The organism is Pseudomonas sp. Soil_N_39 (genome assembly GCF_057655955.1).
The window spans coordinates 384,594-402,244 of record NZ_JBDGLI010000003.1; the positions used below are offsets into that span (position 1 = coordinate 384,594).

Sequence of the window (17,651 nt, forward strand, 5' to 3'; positions counted from 1 at the left end):
GCACTCGTAGCTCAGCTGGATAGAGTACTCGGCTACGAACCGAGCGGTCACAGGTTCGAATCCTGTCGAGTGCACCATTTAAGAGTCATTTGCAGCAATGCAAATAACTTGGCTTCAACCAGTTGTGATCTGGTATAAAACCACAGCATGCACTCGTAGCTCAGCTGGATAGAGTACTCGGCTACGAACCGAGCGGTCACAGGTTCGAATCCTGTCGAGTGCACCAAACACCAAAAAGCCCGCGTTTAACGCGGGCTTTTTGCTATCTACGATTTGCCTTTCACGCACCCCCTTTCATCGAACACGACCTCTGCGCTGCGACCTTTCTTCGCCTTGTAGGTATATCGTGTACTCAAATTCCGAATCTTGATTGAGTCTGGCTTGCCCAGGGCGCTCTCGACGTCCTGTTGGCTCATGCCGGCGACGATTCGTCGTTCCAGGATGGCATCGCGGCGTTGCCTGGCATCGATAAGGTTCCCGCAGCGGTCTTGGAATTCGCCAACCACGGTCAGTGTCTTGCGTGTGGTTGTGTTGCCGGATGTTTGCCAACGCTCCGCTTCGGGCAGCATCGCCTCGGTCGCCGGCTCACTCGAACCTGGGCTGTACGGGTGGATCTGCTGGAGTGACAGGGCTTCTCCCGGGCCGCAGCTCAAGGTAGTGAATGTTACGTGCCCCGCGCTACTTTCGCAGCGATGCACGGTCTGCCCGGCGGCCCACACGGGCAGGCAGGGCAGGCTGGCGAGTAGGAACAAGTAGTGGCTGATGGGCATCCGATCGTCCTCCTTGGCGGTGCAGGAGAAGAGGGTAGTCGCTGCATTTCTGCCGGGGCGTGTGTTTTCTTTTCCGGATAAGTCGTCGTAAAGGGGAAGGTTCAGCCTGCGTTCAGGTTTGTCTCGCAAGCGCTTGTTCTTGCCATGATTTTTTAGCGTTTTAAAGCGTCAAGCGGTGTATGATTGCGCCCGTCAGCCCCGCCGGGGCTTTGGAATATCTCCATGGACTTACCCAGTAGTTACTCAATATCTAGTTTTGCCAATCATGAATTAACTGATTGATCCTTCCGGCGTGCTCCACTGCTGGGAGTGGAGTTCGCCTATGACCCAAGTAGAAGTAAAAAAAACGCAGGAAAGCCTTCAGGATCGTCTCGCTCAAGTCGTTGAGCTGCTGCAGCGCCAGCGGGTCGTCGAAGACCTGACGCATCGCCAGGAAGGTCCGAATCATGATCGGGTCGAGAGCCTGGTCCACCGGCAGAATCTCGTCGAGCTGCAACGCAAGCTCGATGACCTGCACTCCGCCGACGTCGCCTACATTCTTGAAGCCTTGCCCCTGGAAGAGCGTCTGACGGTCTGGCAGTTGGTCAAGGCTGATCGCGACGGTGACATCCTGCTCGAAGTGTCGGACTCGGTTCGCGAAACCCTGATCGCCGACATGGATGATCACGAGTTGCTGGCGGCGGCCAAGGAAATGGACGCCGACGAACTCGCCGACCTTGCACCCGAACTGCCACGGGACGTTGTCCACGAACTGATGGAAGCCCTCGACGGCCAGCAGCGTGAGCGTGTGCGCTCGGCGTTGTCCTATGACGAGGAGCAGGTCGGTGCGTTGATGGACTTCGAGATGGTGACAATCCGCGAGGATGTCAGTCTTGAAGTGGTCTTGCGTTACCTGCGTCGCCTCAAGGAACTGCCCGGCCATACCGACAAGCTGTTCGTGGTCGACTACGACGGCGTGCTCAAGGGCGTGCTGCCCATCAAGCGTTTGCTCGTCAACGACCCGGAAAAGCAAGTGGCCGAGGTCATGGCCAGCGACCCGGTGAGTTTTCACCCAGACGAAGACGCCTACGATGCGGCCCAGGCATTCGAGCGTTATGACTTGATTTCTGCACCGGTGGTCGACAAGAACGGCAAGCTGATCGGCCGTCTGACCATCGATGAAATGGTCGATTTGATTCGTGAGGAAAGCGAAAGCGAAGTCCTCAACATGGCCGGTCTGCGCGAAGAAGAAGACATCTTCGCTTCGGTCTGGAAGTCCTTGCGTAACCGCTGGGCCTGGCTGGCGATCAACCTGATCACGGCGTTTGTCGCTTCCCGGGTCATCGGCCTGTTCGAAGGCTCCATCGAGAAGCTGGTGGCGCTCGCGGCGCTGATGCCCATCGTCGCCGGCATCGGTGGCAACTCCGGTAACCAGACCATCACCATGATCGTCCGTGCCATGGCACTGGACCAGGTCAGCACCGGCAATACATCGCGATTGATGCGCAAGGAACTGGCTGTCTCCTTGATCAACGGCGTGATTTGGGGAGGGGTGATTGGCGTGGTGGCTTACCTGCTTTATGGCAGCTGGTCACTGGGGGTGGTCATGACGGCCGCCATGACGCTCAACCTGTTGCTGGCGGCATTGATGGGGGTCCTGATCCCCATGACCCTGGCCCGCATGGGGCGTGATCCTGCCATGGGTGCCAGTGTCATGATTACCGCCGTGACCGACAGCGGCGGGTTCTTCATTTTCCTGGGATTGGCGACGATTTTCCTGCTCTGATCGTCCACAAGAAACCCGCCTGTTTGGCGTAATACTTCCACTTAAAAAACGGTGCTTCCTTCAGAAATGGGAAGCGCCGTTTTTTTTGGGTTTCTTTTGATTGCCGGGGCGTCGAAATCAAGAGCGCTATGCAACTGCACAACCGCTATCGCGAGCAAGCTCGCTCCCACAGGGGGCAGCAGCTGTTCACAACATGTGCGCACAACACAAAAATCTGTGGGAGCGAGCTTGCTCGCGATGAGGCCCGTCAGCCCAACATCCATGTGACTGAACCACCGCTATCGCGGCGGGCCCACGGAGCAATGCCTTCGTTCAGGCATGCCGAGCCTAAGCGAGGCACCGAGTGGTGGGGCAAAAGCGCTTTGGTTACTTTCGACTGGGCCGGCTTCCGGGCTTTTCGAAAGTGACCCGCCGTCAGGGCGGAACCATAAGCAGCCGTTACCGAAGAAACGGATATGCACACCAACCAGCCCCCCCCCAACGCTAGATCAAAATTCCCAAGCATGAGCCTGTTGGCCGTTTTTTTATCACGCCAAACCCTCTGTGCATCACTGCATCACCGCCAGTCGCGCTGCCAGCAACACAAAGGCTGCCGAAAATAGGCGGCGTATCCACTGCAACACGGATGGACGCTCCAGAACATGCCGGCGCATCGATGCACAGAACACACCATAAAGGGCGAAGATAGCAAAGGTGATCGCCATAAAAACGAAGCTCAACAGCAGCATGCGCCCCATGGCATTCGTTTCTCCTGGCGCAAGAAATTGCGGCAGAAAAGCCAGGAAAAAAATCGACAGTTTTGGATTCAGCAGGTTGAGCAAAATGCCCGAAACAATCACCGCGCCATTGGAGCGTGGCGTCTTGTCCGGATCAATGTGCAATGCTCCATGACGCTGGAGCGAGTTCCATGCCATCCAGAGCAGGTAAGCGACGCCAAGATACTTGACGACTTCAAAGGCCAGCGGGCTGGCGTGCAACAGCGCCGCGAGACCTGTGATGGCTGCCAGCATGTGTGGCACGACGCCCAGGGTGCAACCGAGTGCGGCTACCACGCTTGCGCGCCAGCCTTGGGCCAGGCCGGCCGCTACCGTATAGACCACACCGGTGCCAGGCGAGGCCACCACGATCAGGGATGTGAGAAGAAATTCGAGGTTCATGCAGCGCGTCCTTGGAGTGATGAGGGCTCCAGCCTGCCTGTCATGAGAAGGGGCATCTTGAATGAAATTGCAGGACGCTAGCGTCCTTGTCGTGCGTACATGCCGGGTGAGAACCCAAAGCTGCGCACGAAGCATCGGGTCATATGGCTCTGGTCTGCAAAACCACTGGCAAGGGATGCATCGGCCAGCGGTATGCCCGCAGCGATCAGGTGCCGGGCTCGCTGAATGCGTCGTTGCAGCAGATAGGCGTGGGGCGTCAATCCGGTCAGGCGGGTGAAGGCGCGTACGAGCTGAAAGCGGCTTAAATCGGCCTCCCTGGCGAGCAAGGCAAGCGACATCGGCGACTGCGGATCGTCGTCGATCATGGCTTTCGCACGGTTTGCCGCTGATTCCGGCAAAGACGATACCGGCATGGGGCGGTCCAGCAAGTGTTCGAGCAAAAGCGCCAGCGTCTCTTCGATTTTCAGGTGATCGCCAACCACCTCGGCTTGAGCAATTGTTCGATACAGGATGCTGAACAGTTGGGCCGCAGGCGGGCTTTGCAGCACCGGATAAGCGAACTCACTGGCGCAGACGCCCCCTTCCTTGGTCATATCCTCGAATGTCTGCGCGATCAGCGGTGGGTCGAAATACAGCATCTGCCAGCGACGCGTTCCGTCTCCGATGGGCGCGCCGTCATGCACTTCGGCCGGATTGACCGATATAAGATCACCCGCAGTCGCCTCTACCGGGCCTCGGCCGCTGGCTGAGCGTTGCGCCCCACGCACAAGCAAGCCAATGCCAAAGTGTTCGTGCATATGCCGGGCAAACGTTCGATCCGAATCGGCCTCGACGATTTCCACGCCCAGCCCTGCGATTCTTCGAACCTTGAATGCATGACCTGTCATGCAGGCCTCCAGGCCTCTGTTGTTGACTGATCAATTTAGCACCCCTGCCATTGAGCAGTGGGCTGTTGGCTTCGATGACGTTCCAAATGCAGGTCTGGGCCAAACGCCAGGCAGAAAAAAGCCAGCACAAGGCTGGCTTGAAGGGATTGGCAGGATCAGGACGCTTCTGCTGCTATTTCCGAGCTATGGTCAATCAGCGAAACGAGGGCGTTCTGCTGGCGGTGGGAGAGTTGTCGGAAGCGTTGAAGCAACTCGCGCTCATGCAAAGACAGCTCCGGGCTGTCCAGGCGCATGCTTAGCTCTTCACCCAGTGCACCTTCCTGAATCAGGCTTTGCTCCAGGCGCGCAATGATTTCGGAGTTCATGCTGCGATGATGATTACGAGCCACCTCGGCAATGCGTTCCCGCATTCCGTCTGGCAGACGTACGACGAACTTGTCAGCCGTACGGCTGGAATAAATTGCCTTTGTCATTGGGCGCATATTTATTTAACCGGTTAGTTCAGGGGAGCGGTTCTCGGGATTGGCCGCAGGATGTCGATAGGACAAGCTCCACTGCCAAATGTTCAACCTGAATTGTTAAGAGGCCCGCATCATGCCTCAAAATTGCCAGATCATTGGCGCCAATTCTGTGACAAATTCTGATCCGGGTAAAGGCGTTATGCCAGCACCTTTCATCAAAAAATGCGGACTGGTTGGAAAAAAAACAACAGGTTCGCATTCTGTGACCGTCGGATCGTGTCGATGTGCCATACCGTCTGGCGGATAACGCAAATGGACCAAAACGCTAGTCGTCCCTGTCTTGTACAGGATAGTGGCAAATGGCCGATTTACTAGGATGAACAGACCAGGGGCAGATGAATGGCCGCCGGAACTAGCCGCTAGGCCTTATCAGCCTCCCCCGGTCAGTACCATTTGCCTACACTTAAAAACAGGGACGACATGACAAACGCAGGGTAGGTCGTTAACATGCACGCCGTTCCGCGCACCACGTTTCTCGTGGTCGACTCGTGTCTCAGTAGCTCAATTGGATAGAGCATCCCCCTCCTAAGGGGAAGGTTGGCAGTTCGAACCTGCCCTGGGACACCATTATAAACAGTGGGTTAGCGCAATTGCCGCTAACTTTTCCTGCTTGCACCCCATCCCCCGAACGACCAGGCTCGGCTTGAGCGTGCCGTTCACTGCCTTGTTCAGCGCCTCATTGCCTCAGGCTGTGATCGACCGCCCATTTTTACCCATTGGTATCGAACCTGTTTCGATACCGCGAAACTTTCTCCTCCCTCTGCTATCAGACCGTCTCGGTAAGTTGTAGGACTTTTCCTTCGTTATCGGTGGAATAAATACCTCTTTTTATCTATGTCAGTGCCAATCCGCGTTCAGCGGAACTGATCCACCGTGTCTTCGATTCAAGCCACAAGGATGTGACATGCAGCCAGCCGCAACCTGCCGAACGTGTAAACCGAGCAGCCCTCGCCGTTGTGCTGACGGAACCCGCTCATCTGCACAAAACGCCAAGCGTCTCGCGCTGCTGCTGATGGTGGCCTGGATGACGGGGGCGTGGAGCACTGCGCAGGCGGCTGGACCTGAAGAAGAACTGCTGCGTCAGCAAGAGCGCGAACGGGTTTTGCGCGATCAGTTGGAGTCCCGGCCGGACGTGCGCCTGCAGGCAGCCCCCGTGGATGAAGGTGCCGAGCGCTTGCCCACCAAGGAAAGTCCCTGCTTTGCCATCAATGACATCCGCCTGATCGGCGAGGCGTCGGAAGAATTCCAGTGGGCGTTGCGCGCCGCCAATCCCAAGGATGATCCCGCCATTGGTCGTTGCCTCGGTGGCGGCGGGATCAACCTGACGATGAAGCGCATGCAGAATGCGATCATCGAGGCCGGCTACGTCACCACTCGCGTACTCGCCGAAGCCCAGGACTTGAACAGTGGGGTGCTGGTATTGACCCTGGTGCCAGGGCGCATTCGCGAGATTCGTTTCGAGGAGGGCACCCGTTCCCGCGCCAATGCCTGGAATGCGATGCCGGCCAATCCTGGCGATCTGCTCAACTTGCGCGACATCGAACAGGCGCTGGAGAACTTCAAGCGCGTGCCGACCGCTGAGGCCGATATCAAGATCGCGCCAGCCCGTGCCGCCGACGCCAGGCCCGGTGAGAGCGACGTGGTGATCGCCTGGAGCCAGCGCTTCCCCGCCCGTGTAAGCCTGTCGGTGGACAATTCGGGCAGCAAGACCACTGGCAAATACCAGGGCAACGTATCGCTGTCCTTGGACAACCTGCTGTCGCTCAACGATTTGTTCTACGCCAGCGTCAACCATGACCTGGGCGGCGGCGAGTCCGGGCACCGCGGCTCCGATGGCCGCACCGTGCATTATTCGCTGCCGTTCGGCTACTGGCAGTTGGGGTTCACCAACAGTGAATACAACTACGAACAGTCTGTCGCCGGCGCCAATCAGACCTATCAGTATCGCGGCGAGAGTCGTAACAACGAGTTGCGCCTGTCACGCCTGCTGTACCGCGACGCCGTTCGCAAGACCACCGCCTGGGGCAGCCTGTGGACGCGCTCGTCGGAGAATTTTATCGACGACACCGAAGTCGGCAACCAGAAACGCCGCATGGCCGGCTGGCAATTGGGGTTGGACCATCGGGAGTTCATTGGCGCTTCGATTCTTGATTTGGGCGTCGCCTATCGTCGCGGCACCGGTGCCCATGATGCGCTCAGGGCGCCCGAAGAAGATTTTGACGCCGGTACGTCACGCTCGCAGATCATCACCGCCGATGCCCAATTGCAGGTGCCGTTCCAGGTCGGCGATCAGCGCCTGCGCTACATCGGCGGCTGGCGTGCGCAATGGAACCGTACGCCGCTGGTGCCCCAGGATCGCTTCTCCATCGGCGGACGCTACAGCGTGCGGGGCTTCGATGGCGAAAACATTCTTTCCGCCGACCGTGGCTGGACCCTGCGCAACGAAATCGGCCTGTCCCTGGGGCAGACCGGCCAGGAACTCTATACCGGTATCGACTATGGCGAGGTCAGCGGCCAATCCAGTGAATTCCTGATCGGCCAGCGCCTGGCGGGGGCCGTGGTGGGTATACGCGGCGGTTACAAGGGCCTGTCCTATGACTGGTCGGTGGGTACGCCGTTGAAGAAGCCCGATGGTTTCGAGACGGCCAACGTGACCAGCGCGTTCACCGTCATCTGGTCATTCTGAGGTGATCCCATGCAGTTCGAGACGCTAGACATTATCGCTCCTGGCCTGATCGACGAACCTTGGAGCGAAGCCGCGGTGTTCGGCTCCGCCACCTGGTTGTGGATGCACTCCAAGGCCCATCGCGATGCGCCGTTGCACACCTTGCCGACGTTGCTGTTGCCGGCGCTCAAGCATCGCCAGTTCGTGCTCGGCTCCGAGCACGGCAAGCCGGTGTTCTACCTGTCCTGGCTCAATCTCGACGAGGCGGCAGAGCAACGTTACTTGCGCCAGTCTCCGTTGGAACTGACCCAGGAGGACTGGAACAGCGGCGAGCGGCTCTGGCTCAACGACTGGGTCGCTCCCTTTGGCCACACGGCGGTATTGAGCCGCTTGTTGCAACGTCACCTTTTCATCGATCGCTGCGCCCGTGCCCTCTATCACCGAGGTGACGAGCGTGGCCTGCGGGTCAAGACATTCCAAGGCATAGGGGTCATCCCCGAACAGGCCCAGGCCTGGTTTGCCGCCCACCCGCTGGCAGTCGAAGCGTAACTCCAACCACTGGTCGTGCGGGCTGGCTCCGCAAATGGAATTGCTATGAACAAGCATCTATACCGAATCGTTTTCAACAAGGCCCGCGGACTGTTGATGGTCGTGGCCGAGAACGTCACCAGCCAGGTCAAGGCGCCGGGGACCCGCTCCGGTCCGACGGCGGGCGCAACGGCTTGCACGGCGACGCTCGGGGCGTTGCGCTTTGCCTTGATGACAGCGATTGGCCTGGTGTCCTTGAGCGTGGCGCCGACCTGGGCCGGCACCATCGTCGCCGACCCTGGCGCTCCGGCCGGGCAGCGACCCATGGTGATACAAAGCGCCAATGGCACGCCGCAGGTGAATATCCGTGCGCCTAGCGCCGGCGGTGTCTCGCGTAACACCTACAACCAGTTCGACGTCGATAGCCGGGGGGTGATCCTCAACAACGGCGCGGGCAATAGCCAGACGAAACTGGGCGGTTGGATCGAAGGCAACCCGATGTTGGGCAATGGCAGCGCGCGGGTCATCCTCAACGAAGTCAATTCCAGTAATCCCAGCCAATTGCGCGGTTACGTCGAAGTCGCCGGCCAGCGCGCCGAAGTGGTGATCGCCAACCCGTCCGGTATCACCTGCAACGGTTGCGGCTTCATCAACGCCGACCGGGCGACCCTCAGCACCGGTCGGGCGCAGTTGGAGAACGGTCGCATCACGGGCTACACCGTGCAGGGCGGGGCGATCAACATCGAAGGCAAAGGCCTGGATGCCCGCGAGGCCGACTACACCGACCTGATTGCCCGTTCGGTGCAGGTCAACGCCGGGGTGTGGGCCAACGACTTGAAAGTCACCGCCGGACGCAATCAGGTCAATGCCGACAACACCCAGGCCACGCCGCTGCCAGGCACTGAGGGTGAGAAGCCTACCGTTGCCATCGACGTTGCCAAGCTCGGCGGCATGTATGCCGGGAAGATCATGCTGGTGGGCACGGAGTCCGGCGTGGGTGTGCGCAACGCCGGCCAGATCGGTGCCATGGCTGGCGAGGTGATCGTCAGCGCCGACGGAAAGTTGCAAAACCTGGGCGCTATCAGCAGCACAACGGCGACGCGGATCACTGCCACCAGCGTTGAAAACAGCGGCACGCTCTACGCCAAGGGCGACCTGAAGCTCGACAGCACCGGCGACATCGACAACAGTGGCACTGTTGCCAGCCAGAACCACACGACACTGACCGCCAAGACTATTCGCAGCACCACCGCCTCGAACCTGGCGGCGGGCGTCGGGGCGGACGGCAAGCTGGGCAATAGTGGCAACCTCGCGCTACGGGCCGCCACGGTCAAGGCGCAAGGCCAGAACCTTGCCGGCGGCGATGTCAGCGTCGAGGCCGCTGACCTGGACTTGAGCAGCAGCCAGACCCTGGGCCGCAACGTTACCCTGACGGCCAGCACTGGCGATGCCAATCTCAGTGGCAGTCAAGTCGATGCGACCCAGGTGCTGAATGCCAAAGCGGCCAAGACCCTGCGCACCGATGCGGCCAAGGTCAGCGCTGGCAACCTGCAATTGAGCGCGCGAGATGTTTCCAATGCCGGCGGCGAGCTGGTGCAGACCGGCACCGCCGACACATCGATCACCGCTGTCGCCACGCTCGACAACAGCGGTGGCCGTATTGCCTCCAACGCCACCAACCTGAAGCTTGGCGCCAATCGCCTCGACAACAGCAAGGGCAAGGTCGAGCACGCTGGCAAAGGCACCCTGGACATCCAGGTCACCCAGTTGGCCGGCAGCAAAGGCACCCTGGCGAGCAATGGCACGTTGAGCGTCAAGGCCAACGAGGTGGTGGTCGATGATGGCCTGACCCAAGGCCAACAGATCACGCTCGACACCACGACCCTGTCCAACCAGCGTGGACGCATTCTGCAGACCGGCGCACAACCCTTGCAGGTCACCGCCCGTGAACGCTTCGACAATCAGGCCGGGCAAGTCAGCAGTCCCGGCGCGGTGAACTTGAGGGTCGGCACGTTGAACAACCAGGGCGGCAAAGTCCTCGCCACCGATAGCGGTGCGTTGACTGTCACAGCCGACAAAGAGGTCAATAACGGCGGCGGGACGCTGGCCGCCAGCGGTACGACAAAGGTCAGCGGCAAGGCGTTGGATAACACCCAAGGCACGGTGAGTGCAGGCGGTGAGCTGTACGCGACGTTCGACCGCTTGAACAATATCGGCGGCACGCTGGCCGCGACCCAGCGCATGGAGATCATTGCCGGGCAGTTGGATAACACCAACGGCGTGCTGGGTTCGGTGAAGTCCGGTTTGCTGGTCAGCGTTTCGGCCGAACAATTGAACAACAGTGGCGGACGCCTTGAAGCGCTGGGTGATATCGAGCTGTCGGCCCAAGGCCTGAATAACCAGGGTGGGGTGATCAGTGGCCAGGCCTTGGACCTGAACAGCCACGGCCTGCTGATGGACAACAGCCAGGGCACGTTGAATGCCGGCGCGACCCTCGACCTGCGCAGCGGTGAATTGCGCAACGCGGCGGGCCTGATCCAGGCCAAGGGCAAGCTGTTCATCGACACCGGCAGCCAGGCACTGAACAACCTTCAGTCCGGCACCACCCAAGGCATCAGCGGCCAGGACGCGGTGGAAATCCACAGCGCCCATTTCAACAATAGCGCCGGCTTCCTCGGCGCCAAGGGCGCGCTGGTGCTCAAGGCCACCGACCTTACCAACGGCAGCGGCGGCCAGATCATTGGCCAGAAGAGCGTTCAGGTCGAAGGCACCCGGATCGATAACCGCGGTGGTCAGTTGCAGGGCCTCGGCGATGTCCAGTTGGTGCTGGGGGAGACGCTCAACAATCAGAGCGGGCTGGTGCGCAGCGCGGGCGCACTGAGCGTGACCGCAGACGTGCTCGACAACAGCGCCACCCAAGGGGCCAATCAGGGGCTCGAAGGCCGCGCCATGAGCCTGGCGCTCAACACCTTCGGCAACCAGGCCGGTGCCGTGCGCGCCGATGAGGGATTGACCATCGGTGTCAGCCAGGCGCTGGATAACCAGGGCGGCCTGATTTCCTCGGGGGCCGGCCTGACCATCACCGACCGCGATCCGATGCAACGTCGCCAGTCGGTGCACAACCTCGACGGGACCTTGCTCGCCGGCAGCCTGTTGTCCCTCAACGCCGCCTATTACGCGGGCACTGGCCGGGCGCTGAGCCTGGGCGATCTGACGTTCAGCCTGCAAAGCAGCCTGGACCTGAGTGGGCAGATCCAGGCCAATAACAAGGTTGACCTGAGCACCGACGGGGCTTTCAACAACAGCGGAAAACTGCTGGCAGGCAATCTCCTGCTGGTGCGCTCGCAGACCCTGGACAACGCCGCCAGCGGCGAGATCAGCGCCGGCCAGGTTCGCCTGACCGTCAACGACAGCTTGACCAACCGTGGCCTGATCGACGGCCAGCAGGTGCGTGTGCAAGCGCTGTCGCTCAACAACCTGGGCACGGGACGTCTGTACGGCGATCAACTGGCGATCGCCACCTCGGCACTGAGCAACCGCGATGAAAACGAAGTCGCCGCGACCATCGCCGCCCGCCAGTCGCTGGACATTGGCACCGGCACCCTGGACAACCGCGAACAGGCGATGATCTTCAGTGCCGGGGACCTCGCCATCGGCGGAGCGCTGAGCGCCACCGACAAGGCCCAGGACCGGGCCCAACTGCTGACCAACGCCAGCGCGACCATCGAGGCCCTCGGCAACCTGTCGCTCGATGTGCAAAGCGTGCGCAACACCAACGAACACTTCAGCACCCAACAAGTGGAAGTCAGCCGCACGGCCTTGCAGGAGTTCCAGCTCAGCGGTTCGCCGAACCGCTACCAGGGCGACCGGATCTCCGTGAACAACGACGAGGTCCTTCACCTGACCACCCCCGAGGGGCGCAAAGACAACTGGAACCGCTACGACTACACCCGCGTGGTCCAGGAAACCCAGATCGCCACCTCCGCACCGGCGCAGATCCTCTCCGGTGGGACGATGCAGATCAACGCAGGGGATGTGCTCAACGACAAGAGCCGCATCATTGCCGGTGGGTTATTGCAGGCCAACATTACCAGCCTGACCAACACCGAACTGACCGGCCAGCGCACCACTACCGACAGCGGCACCGTCAGTAATTTCTATCGCATCCAGCGCAAGGGCCGGGACCGTCAGGGCACGGCCGTCACGGCCTACACGCCGGCACCCTTGATCCAGGACATTACGCTGCAACCGACCGTGTTCGCCCAGAATGCCGCCGGCAACGGTACCGGCACCCAGATCGGTGCCCGCGCCACCCAGGGCGTCGGCGAGCAGATAGCCGCCGCGGGCACGGTCAGCGCCCCGGTCGACAGGACCTATCAAGTGGCGCCCATCGTTCAGGTCGCGGCCCAGACCACCCTGAACAACAAGGGCGTGGCCGAGCAGATCCGCAGCGGCGGGCCATCCCTGGCATTGCCGAACAACAGCCTGTTCAGCACCAACCCCCAGAGCACCAGCAGCTACCTGATCGAAACCGACCCACGTTTTGCCAGCTACCGCACCTGGCTGTCGTCGGATTACATGTTGCAGCGCCTGCAGGTCGATCCGGCACTGACGCAACAACGTTTGGGTGACGGCTTCTACGAACAGAAATTGATTCGTGAACAGATCGCGCAACTCACCGGCCGACGTTTCCTCGACGGCTACGCCAATGACGAGGTGCAGTACCGTGCCCTGATCGACAACGCCGTGACCGTCGCCAGCCAATGGCAACTGGTGCCCGGCGTGGCCCTGACCTCCGCGCAGATGGCCCAGTTGACCAGCGACATTGTCTGGCTGGTGCAGAAGCAGGTCACCCTGGCCAACGGTGACACCCGCAACGTGCTAGTGCCGCAAGTGTACGTACGGGTCCAGGAGGGCGACCTCAACGGCTCCGGCGCCCTGATTGCCGGGCAGCGGTTGAACCTGAACATCGCCGGCGACCTGGTCAACAGTGGCAGCCTGGCCGGGCGCAGTGTCATGGCGATTACCGCGCAGAACATCGAGAACCTCGGTGGGCGCATCCAGGCCGACAAGGTATCGCTCGCCGCGCGGGAGAACCTCAACAATCTCGGTGGCCTGATCGGTGCCGTGGACAGCCTGTCGGTCAAGGCCGGGCAGGACATCAACGTCATCTCCAGCAGCCGGGACAGCAGCAGCGCCCAAGGCACCCGCACCAACCTGTCACGGGTGGCCGGGCTGTTCGTCAGCGGCGCCCAGGGCACGATGGGGGTGAGCGCCGGCAACGACCTCAACCTCACCGGGGCCCAGGTGGTCAACGCCGGCAAGGGCGGCAGTACGTTGCTGGAGGCGGGCAAGAACATCAACCTGGCCACCGTCGGCGAAGCCCACGAGCAAGCGCTGAGCTGGAACAGCAGCAACTGGCGCAAGGACGCCAGCCAGACCGAAGTCGGCTCCCTGATCCAAGGACAGGGCGACGTTCGCTTGAGCGCGGGCCAGGACCTCAACGCCCGCTCCGCCCATGTCACCAGCGAGCAAGGCGCGGTGTTTGCCGAGGCCAAGCGCGACGTCAACCTGACCGCTGGCCAGAACTACCAGTTCGCCGATGAAGCGCACAAGGTCAAGGGCAGCAACGGGATGTTCTCCAGCAAGACCACCACCACCCGCGACACCATCAGCCAGACCTCGGCCGAAGGCTCCACCCTGAGCGGCGAGCAGACCTATGTGCAGGCCGGTCGCGACATCAACCTCAAGGGCAGCAACGTGGTGTCCACGACCCAGACGGTGCTGGTGGCGGACAACAACGTCAACATCGAAGCGGCCACCGCCAGCAGCAGCGAACGCCATGACAAGTCGGTGAAGAAAAGCGGTCTGTTCAGCGGCGGTGGTATCGCCGTCACCCTGGGCAGCCAGCAACAAAGCGTCAAGGACCTCACCACCGAGCACACGGCCGTGGCCAGCACGGTCGGTTCGACTGCTGGTGATGTGCTGATCGAGGCGGGCAAGGGCTATCGTCAGGTGGGCAGTCAGGTGTCGGCGCCACAAGGCAACATCGACGTCACGGCGCAGACCATCGACGTCGTCGAGGCGCGCAACACCCGCGAGCGCGAGCGTGAAACCCTGTTCAAGCAGACCGGGTTCACCCTCACCGTGACCAACCCGGTGATCAGCGCGATTCAGACCTCCCAGCAAATGAAACGGGCGTCGGAGAAAACCGACGACGGGCGCATGAAGGCCCTGGCCGCCGCCACCGCCGTCATGGCCGCCAACAATGCCGCCACCGCCGTGGCGATGGACCCGGGCGCGGTGGGTGGGATCAACATCAGCCTGTCGCTGGGCACCAAGAAGAACGAAAGCACCACCACCTACACCAGCGACAGCGCGGCCGGCTCGACCATGACCGCCGGCAACGACGTTCGCCTGCGTGCCACGGGCGCTGGAGCCGCCAGCAACATCACCGTACAAGGCAGCGATATCAAGGCCGGACGCAACGCCAGCCTACTGGCGGACGGTGACATCAACCTGCTTGCCGCCCGCAATATCGACAAGCAGGAGACCGACAGCAAAGGCAGCAGCGCGAGCATCGGCATCGGCTTCTCCCTCGGTGCTCGTAACGGCTTCACCCTGGATCTGGGGGCATCCGGCAGTCGCGGCCAGGCGGATGGCGATGGACTTACCCATACCAACACCCACGTCCAGGCGGGCAATCAATTGCTGCTGTCCTCGGGCGGTGACACCAACCTCAGAGGTGCGGTGGCCAGCGGTAAACAGGTCTTGGCCGACATCGGCGGCGACCTGAACATCGAAAGCCTGCAAGACACCAACACCTACGTGGTCGATGAGAAGAGCCTGGGCGTAGGCATCAGCCTGTGCATTCCGCCGTTCTGTTTCGGCATGAGTACGATCAGTGGTGCCAGCGGCAGCTTCGGTGCCACGGATATCGATTCCAACTACGCCAGCGTGATCGAGCAATCTGGCATCAAGGCCGGGGACGGCGGGTTCGACATTCGCGTGGGTGGCAACACCGACCTGGTCGGCGCTGTCATCGCCAGCAGCGACAAGGCTGTGCAGGACGGCAAGAATCGCTTGGTCACCGCCAGCCTCACCAGTCGCGACATCAAGAACAAGGCCGAGTACGACGCCAGCACCGTCAGCGTCGGTGGCGGCTATCGCGAAGTCGGCAAGGACCAGCAGGGCAACGCCACCAGCGGCGGCACGCAGACCCCGGGCACCGACCTGCCGAAGAACGACAACGACCTCAGCGCCACCATGCCGATCGCCATCAGTGCCAGCGACGATGCCAGCAGCGTCACCCGCAGCGGCATCAGTGGCGGCACCATCGTCATCAGCAACGACGCCGAGCAACAGAGGCGCACTGGCAAGAATGGCGAGCAAACCGTCGCCAGCCTCAACCGTGACGTGTCCAGCGACCGCGACACCAGCAACACGCTCAAGCCGATCTTCGACGAAGACGAAATCCGTGCCGGTTTCGAGATCGTCGGGGCGTTCTCCAACGAAGCCAGCACCTTGCTTGCCAACAAGGCCAAGGAAGTCGACCTCAAGCGCAAACAGGCCGAGGCGGCCCAGAAAGCGGCCCTGGACCCCAACGCCCAACTCACCGACAGTGAGCGCCTGGCCCTGCTCGGCAACGCGCAACGACTCAATGCCGAAGCCAGCGGCATCGCCGACAAGTGGGGCGCGGGCGGCACCTACCGGCAGATCACCACCGCCCTGGTGGGCGCGGCCAGTGGCAACATCAGCGGCGGCAACAGTGCGTTCGTCCAAGGGCTGGTGGTCAACTACCTGCAGCAACAGGGTGCCGGCTACATCGGCGACCTAGTGGCGGACGGCAAACTCACCGAAGGCTCGCCGTTGCACGCCGCCCTGCACGGCGTCGTCGCCTGCGCGGGCGCCGCCGCCAGCAGCCAGAGCTGTGGCAGCGGCGCGGCAGGCGCGGCGGCGTCGAGCCTGCTCACCGGCCTGTTCTCCGAAGCCAGCCCCGACGAAAGCGAAGCCCAGCGCGAAGCCAAGCGCAACCTGATCGTCAGCATTGTCACCGGACTGGCCGCCACCAGCTCCTCGCTGGACCCGGCCACCGCCAACAGCGCGGCGGGCGCTGCGGTGGACAACAATTGGCTGGCGACTCAGCAGTTGGTGCAGGCGGAGAAGGAGTACAGCGCGGCCGACGGTCTCGGAGCCAAGGCGAAAGTGATCGCCAAATGGGCGTACATCAACCAGAAACAAGATGTACTGACCCGCTTCGGCCTGGGCAAAGGCCTGGTGCAGGCGGGTTGGGGCGATGTCGAAGGACTGGCGCAATTCCTCCTCCATCCGGTGGATGGGATCAACGGCCTGAAAGCACTGATCAACGATCCCGAGGCCCGCCAGCAATTCGGCGACGGTGTGGTCAACGAACTCAACGCCAAACTCGACCGTGTTAAAGATGCCCTGGAAAACGGCGGGGATGATCGCGCCGTGCAATTGGGCCAGGACATTGGCGAACTGGTTTGGCAGGTTGGCAGCATCGCCACGGGCGTCGGCACGGCGGCCAAGGGCGGCGTGGCGTTGGCGAAAGCCGGGATCAAGGTGGGGACGGAAGGGCTTGAAAAAATGGCCGGTATGGCCAAAATTGCGAAAGCTGAAGTGTCGGCTGGTAAGCCGCTGCAGTGGAGCAGCGTGGAGGGGGCGTATAGCGGAAAACTTGAGGGGGGGTATGGCCCTGGTACGACGACTGTTAATGGGAAGGTTGTCGAGAATCCGGGGGAGTATAGTGTTGGGGCAAAAGGGCCGGTGCAGGTTATCCCTGATGCAATCAACCCTCCCAAGGTCAGCCCGGTTGAAGACCTGTTTGGGCAGACGTTTGAAAGTATCCCGTTGTCGCACCTTCCCAATTGGAAGACCGGCTCTCTGGTAAATGATGGCAAACTCGGCGAGCAACTGGCCCTGCAAACCCTTAACGAGAAAACCGGCCTCAATTTCAAACCATTGCAGAACGGTAGCAACCACGGCTGTGATGGCTGCGCGGTGGCGATCAATGGCGATACGATTACCGTGGTGGTGATGGATGCGAAGTCTTCGGTGAATGGCGTGAGTAAGGCCGGTACGCCACATGGGGACCCGAGGACGCGGTTGGAGGGGTGGCTAAGTAATAAATCAATTGCCGACACTGATCCTGCTTTACGCGATGCTTTGCAAGCGGCGTTGGATTCAGGAAAAGCCAAGGTTCAAGGTGTAACAGTCAAAGTCGGTGTTCCCGCCCCCAGTAAAACAGGTGTAGCAGAATTTAAGGTGGAACCATGGACCAAGAAGTAATTCAGTGCGAGCGCTCGGGCGTAAACCCGAAATGGCCCTCCTACAAAAG

General features: G+C 61.2%; 8 protein-coding genes and 3 tRNA genes. 7 read left to right on the plus strand and 4 right to left on the minus strand.

Annotated features, from left to right (window positions below; genetic code table 11):
* Together AC3A5O_RS06530 and AC3A5O_RS06535 are read left to right on the plus strand one after the other, a co-directional pair.
* Positions 1-77, plus strand: a tRNA-Arg gene (locus tag AC3A5O_RS06530).
* Positions 78-149: 72 nt separating this feature from the next.
* Positions 150-226: transfer RNA gene (locus AC3A5O_RS06535), tRNA-Arg, on the plus strand.
* 40 nt (positions 227-266) lie between these two features.
* Here the strand turns inward: AC3A5O_RS06535 and AC3A5O_RS06540 are convergent.
* Entirely contained in the window at positions 267-770 is a 504-nt protein-coding gene (locus AC3A5O_RS06540) for a cell envelope protein SmpA (RefSeq protein WP_487752979.1), read from the minus strand.
* Positions 771-1,092: 322 nt separating this feature from the next.
* Here AC3A5O_RS06540 and mgtE point away from each other — a divergent pair, with 322 nt between their 5' ends.
* A complete protein-coding gene (mgtE, locus tag AC3A5O_RS06545; protein WP_092441895.1) occupies positions 1,093-2,535 on the plus strand; it encodes a magnesium transporter in 1,443 nt (480 codons plus the stop codon).
* Positions 2,536-3,083: 548 nt separating this feature from the next.
* Here mgtE and AC3A5O_RS06550 read toward each other — a convergent pair.
* From AC3A5O_RS06550 to AC3A5O_RS06560, 3 genes are all read right to left on the minus strand, one after another.
* The gene (locus AC3A5O_RS06550; RefSeq protein WP_487752980.1) at positions 3,084-3,692 is read right to left on the minus strand and encodes a LysE family translocator; all 609 of its coding nucleotides are present in this window, start codon (positions 3,690-3,692) and stop codon (positions 3,084-3,086) included.
* A gap of 77 nt (positions 3,693-3,769) precedes the next feature.
* Positions 3,770-4,579, minus strand: coding sequence for an AraC family transcriptional regulator (locus AC3A5O_RS06555; RefSeq protein ID WP_487752981.1), 810 nt, complete (start codon positions 4,577-4,579; stop codon positions 3,770-3,772).
* Positions 4,580-4,734: 155 nt separating this feature from the next.
* The gene (locus AC3A5O_RS06560; RefSeq protein ID WP_122569275.1) at positions 4,735-5,061 is read right to left on the minus strand and encodes an Arc family DNA-binding protein; all 327 of its coding nucleotides are present in this window, start codon (positions 5,059-5,061) and stop codon (positions 4,735-4,737) included.
* A 529-nt stretch (positions 5,062-5,590) separates the two neighbouring features.
* Between AC3A5O_RS06560 and AC3A5O_RS06565 the strand changes: the two genes are divergently transcribed.
* From AC3A5O_RS06565 to AC3A5O_RS06580, 4 genes are all read left to right on the plus strand, one after another.
* Positions 5,591-5,667 (plus strand) — tRNA-Arg (locus AC3A5O_RS06565).
* A gap of 457 nt (positions 5,668-6,124) precedes the next feature.
* Complete coding sequence (locus AC3A5O_RS06570) at positions 6,125-7,786, plus strand: ShlB/FhaC/HecB family hemolysin secretion/activation protein (RefSeq protein WP_305468146.1); 1,662 nt, start codon at positions 6,125-6,127, stop codon at positions 7,784-7,786.
* A gap of 9 nt (positions 7,787-7,795) precedes the next feature.
* A complete protein-coding gene (locus AC3A5O_RS06575) occupies positions 7,796-8,314 on the plus strand; it encodes a toxin-activating lysine-acyltransferase (RefSeq protein ID WP_122569273.1) in 519 nt (172 codons plus the stop codon).
* A gap of 45 nt (positions 8,315-8,359) precedes the next feature.
* Complete coding sequence (locus AC3A5O_RS06580; protein ID WP_487752982.1) at positions 8,360-17,602, plus strand: two-partner secretion domain-containing protein; 9,243 nt, start codon at positions 8,360-8,362, stop codon at positions 17,600-17,602.
* The last annotated feature ends 49 nt before the right edge of the window (positions 17,603-17,651 follow it).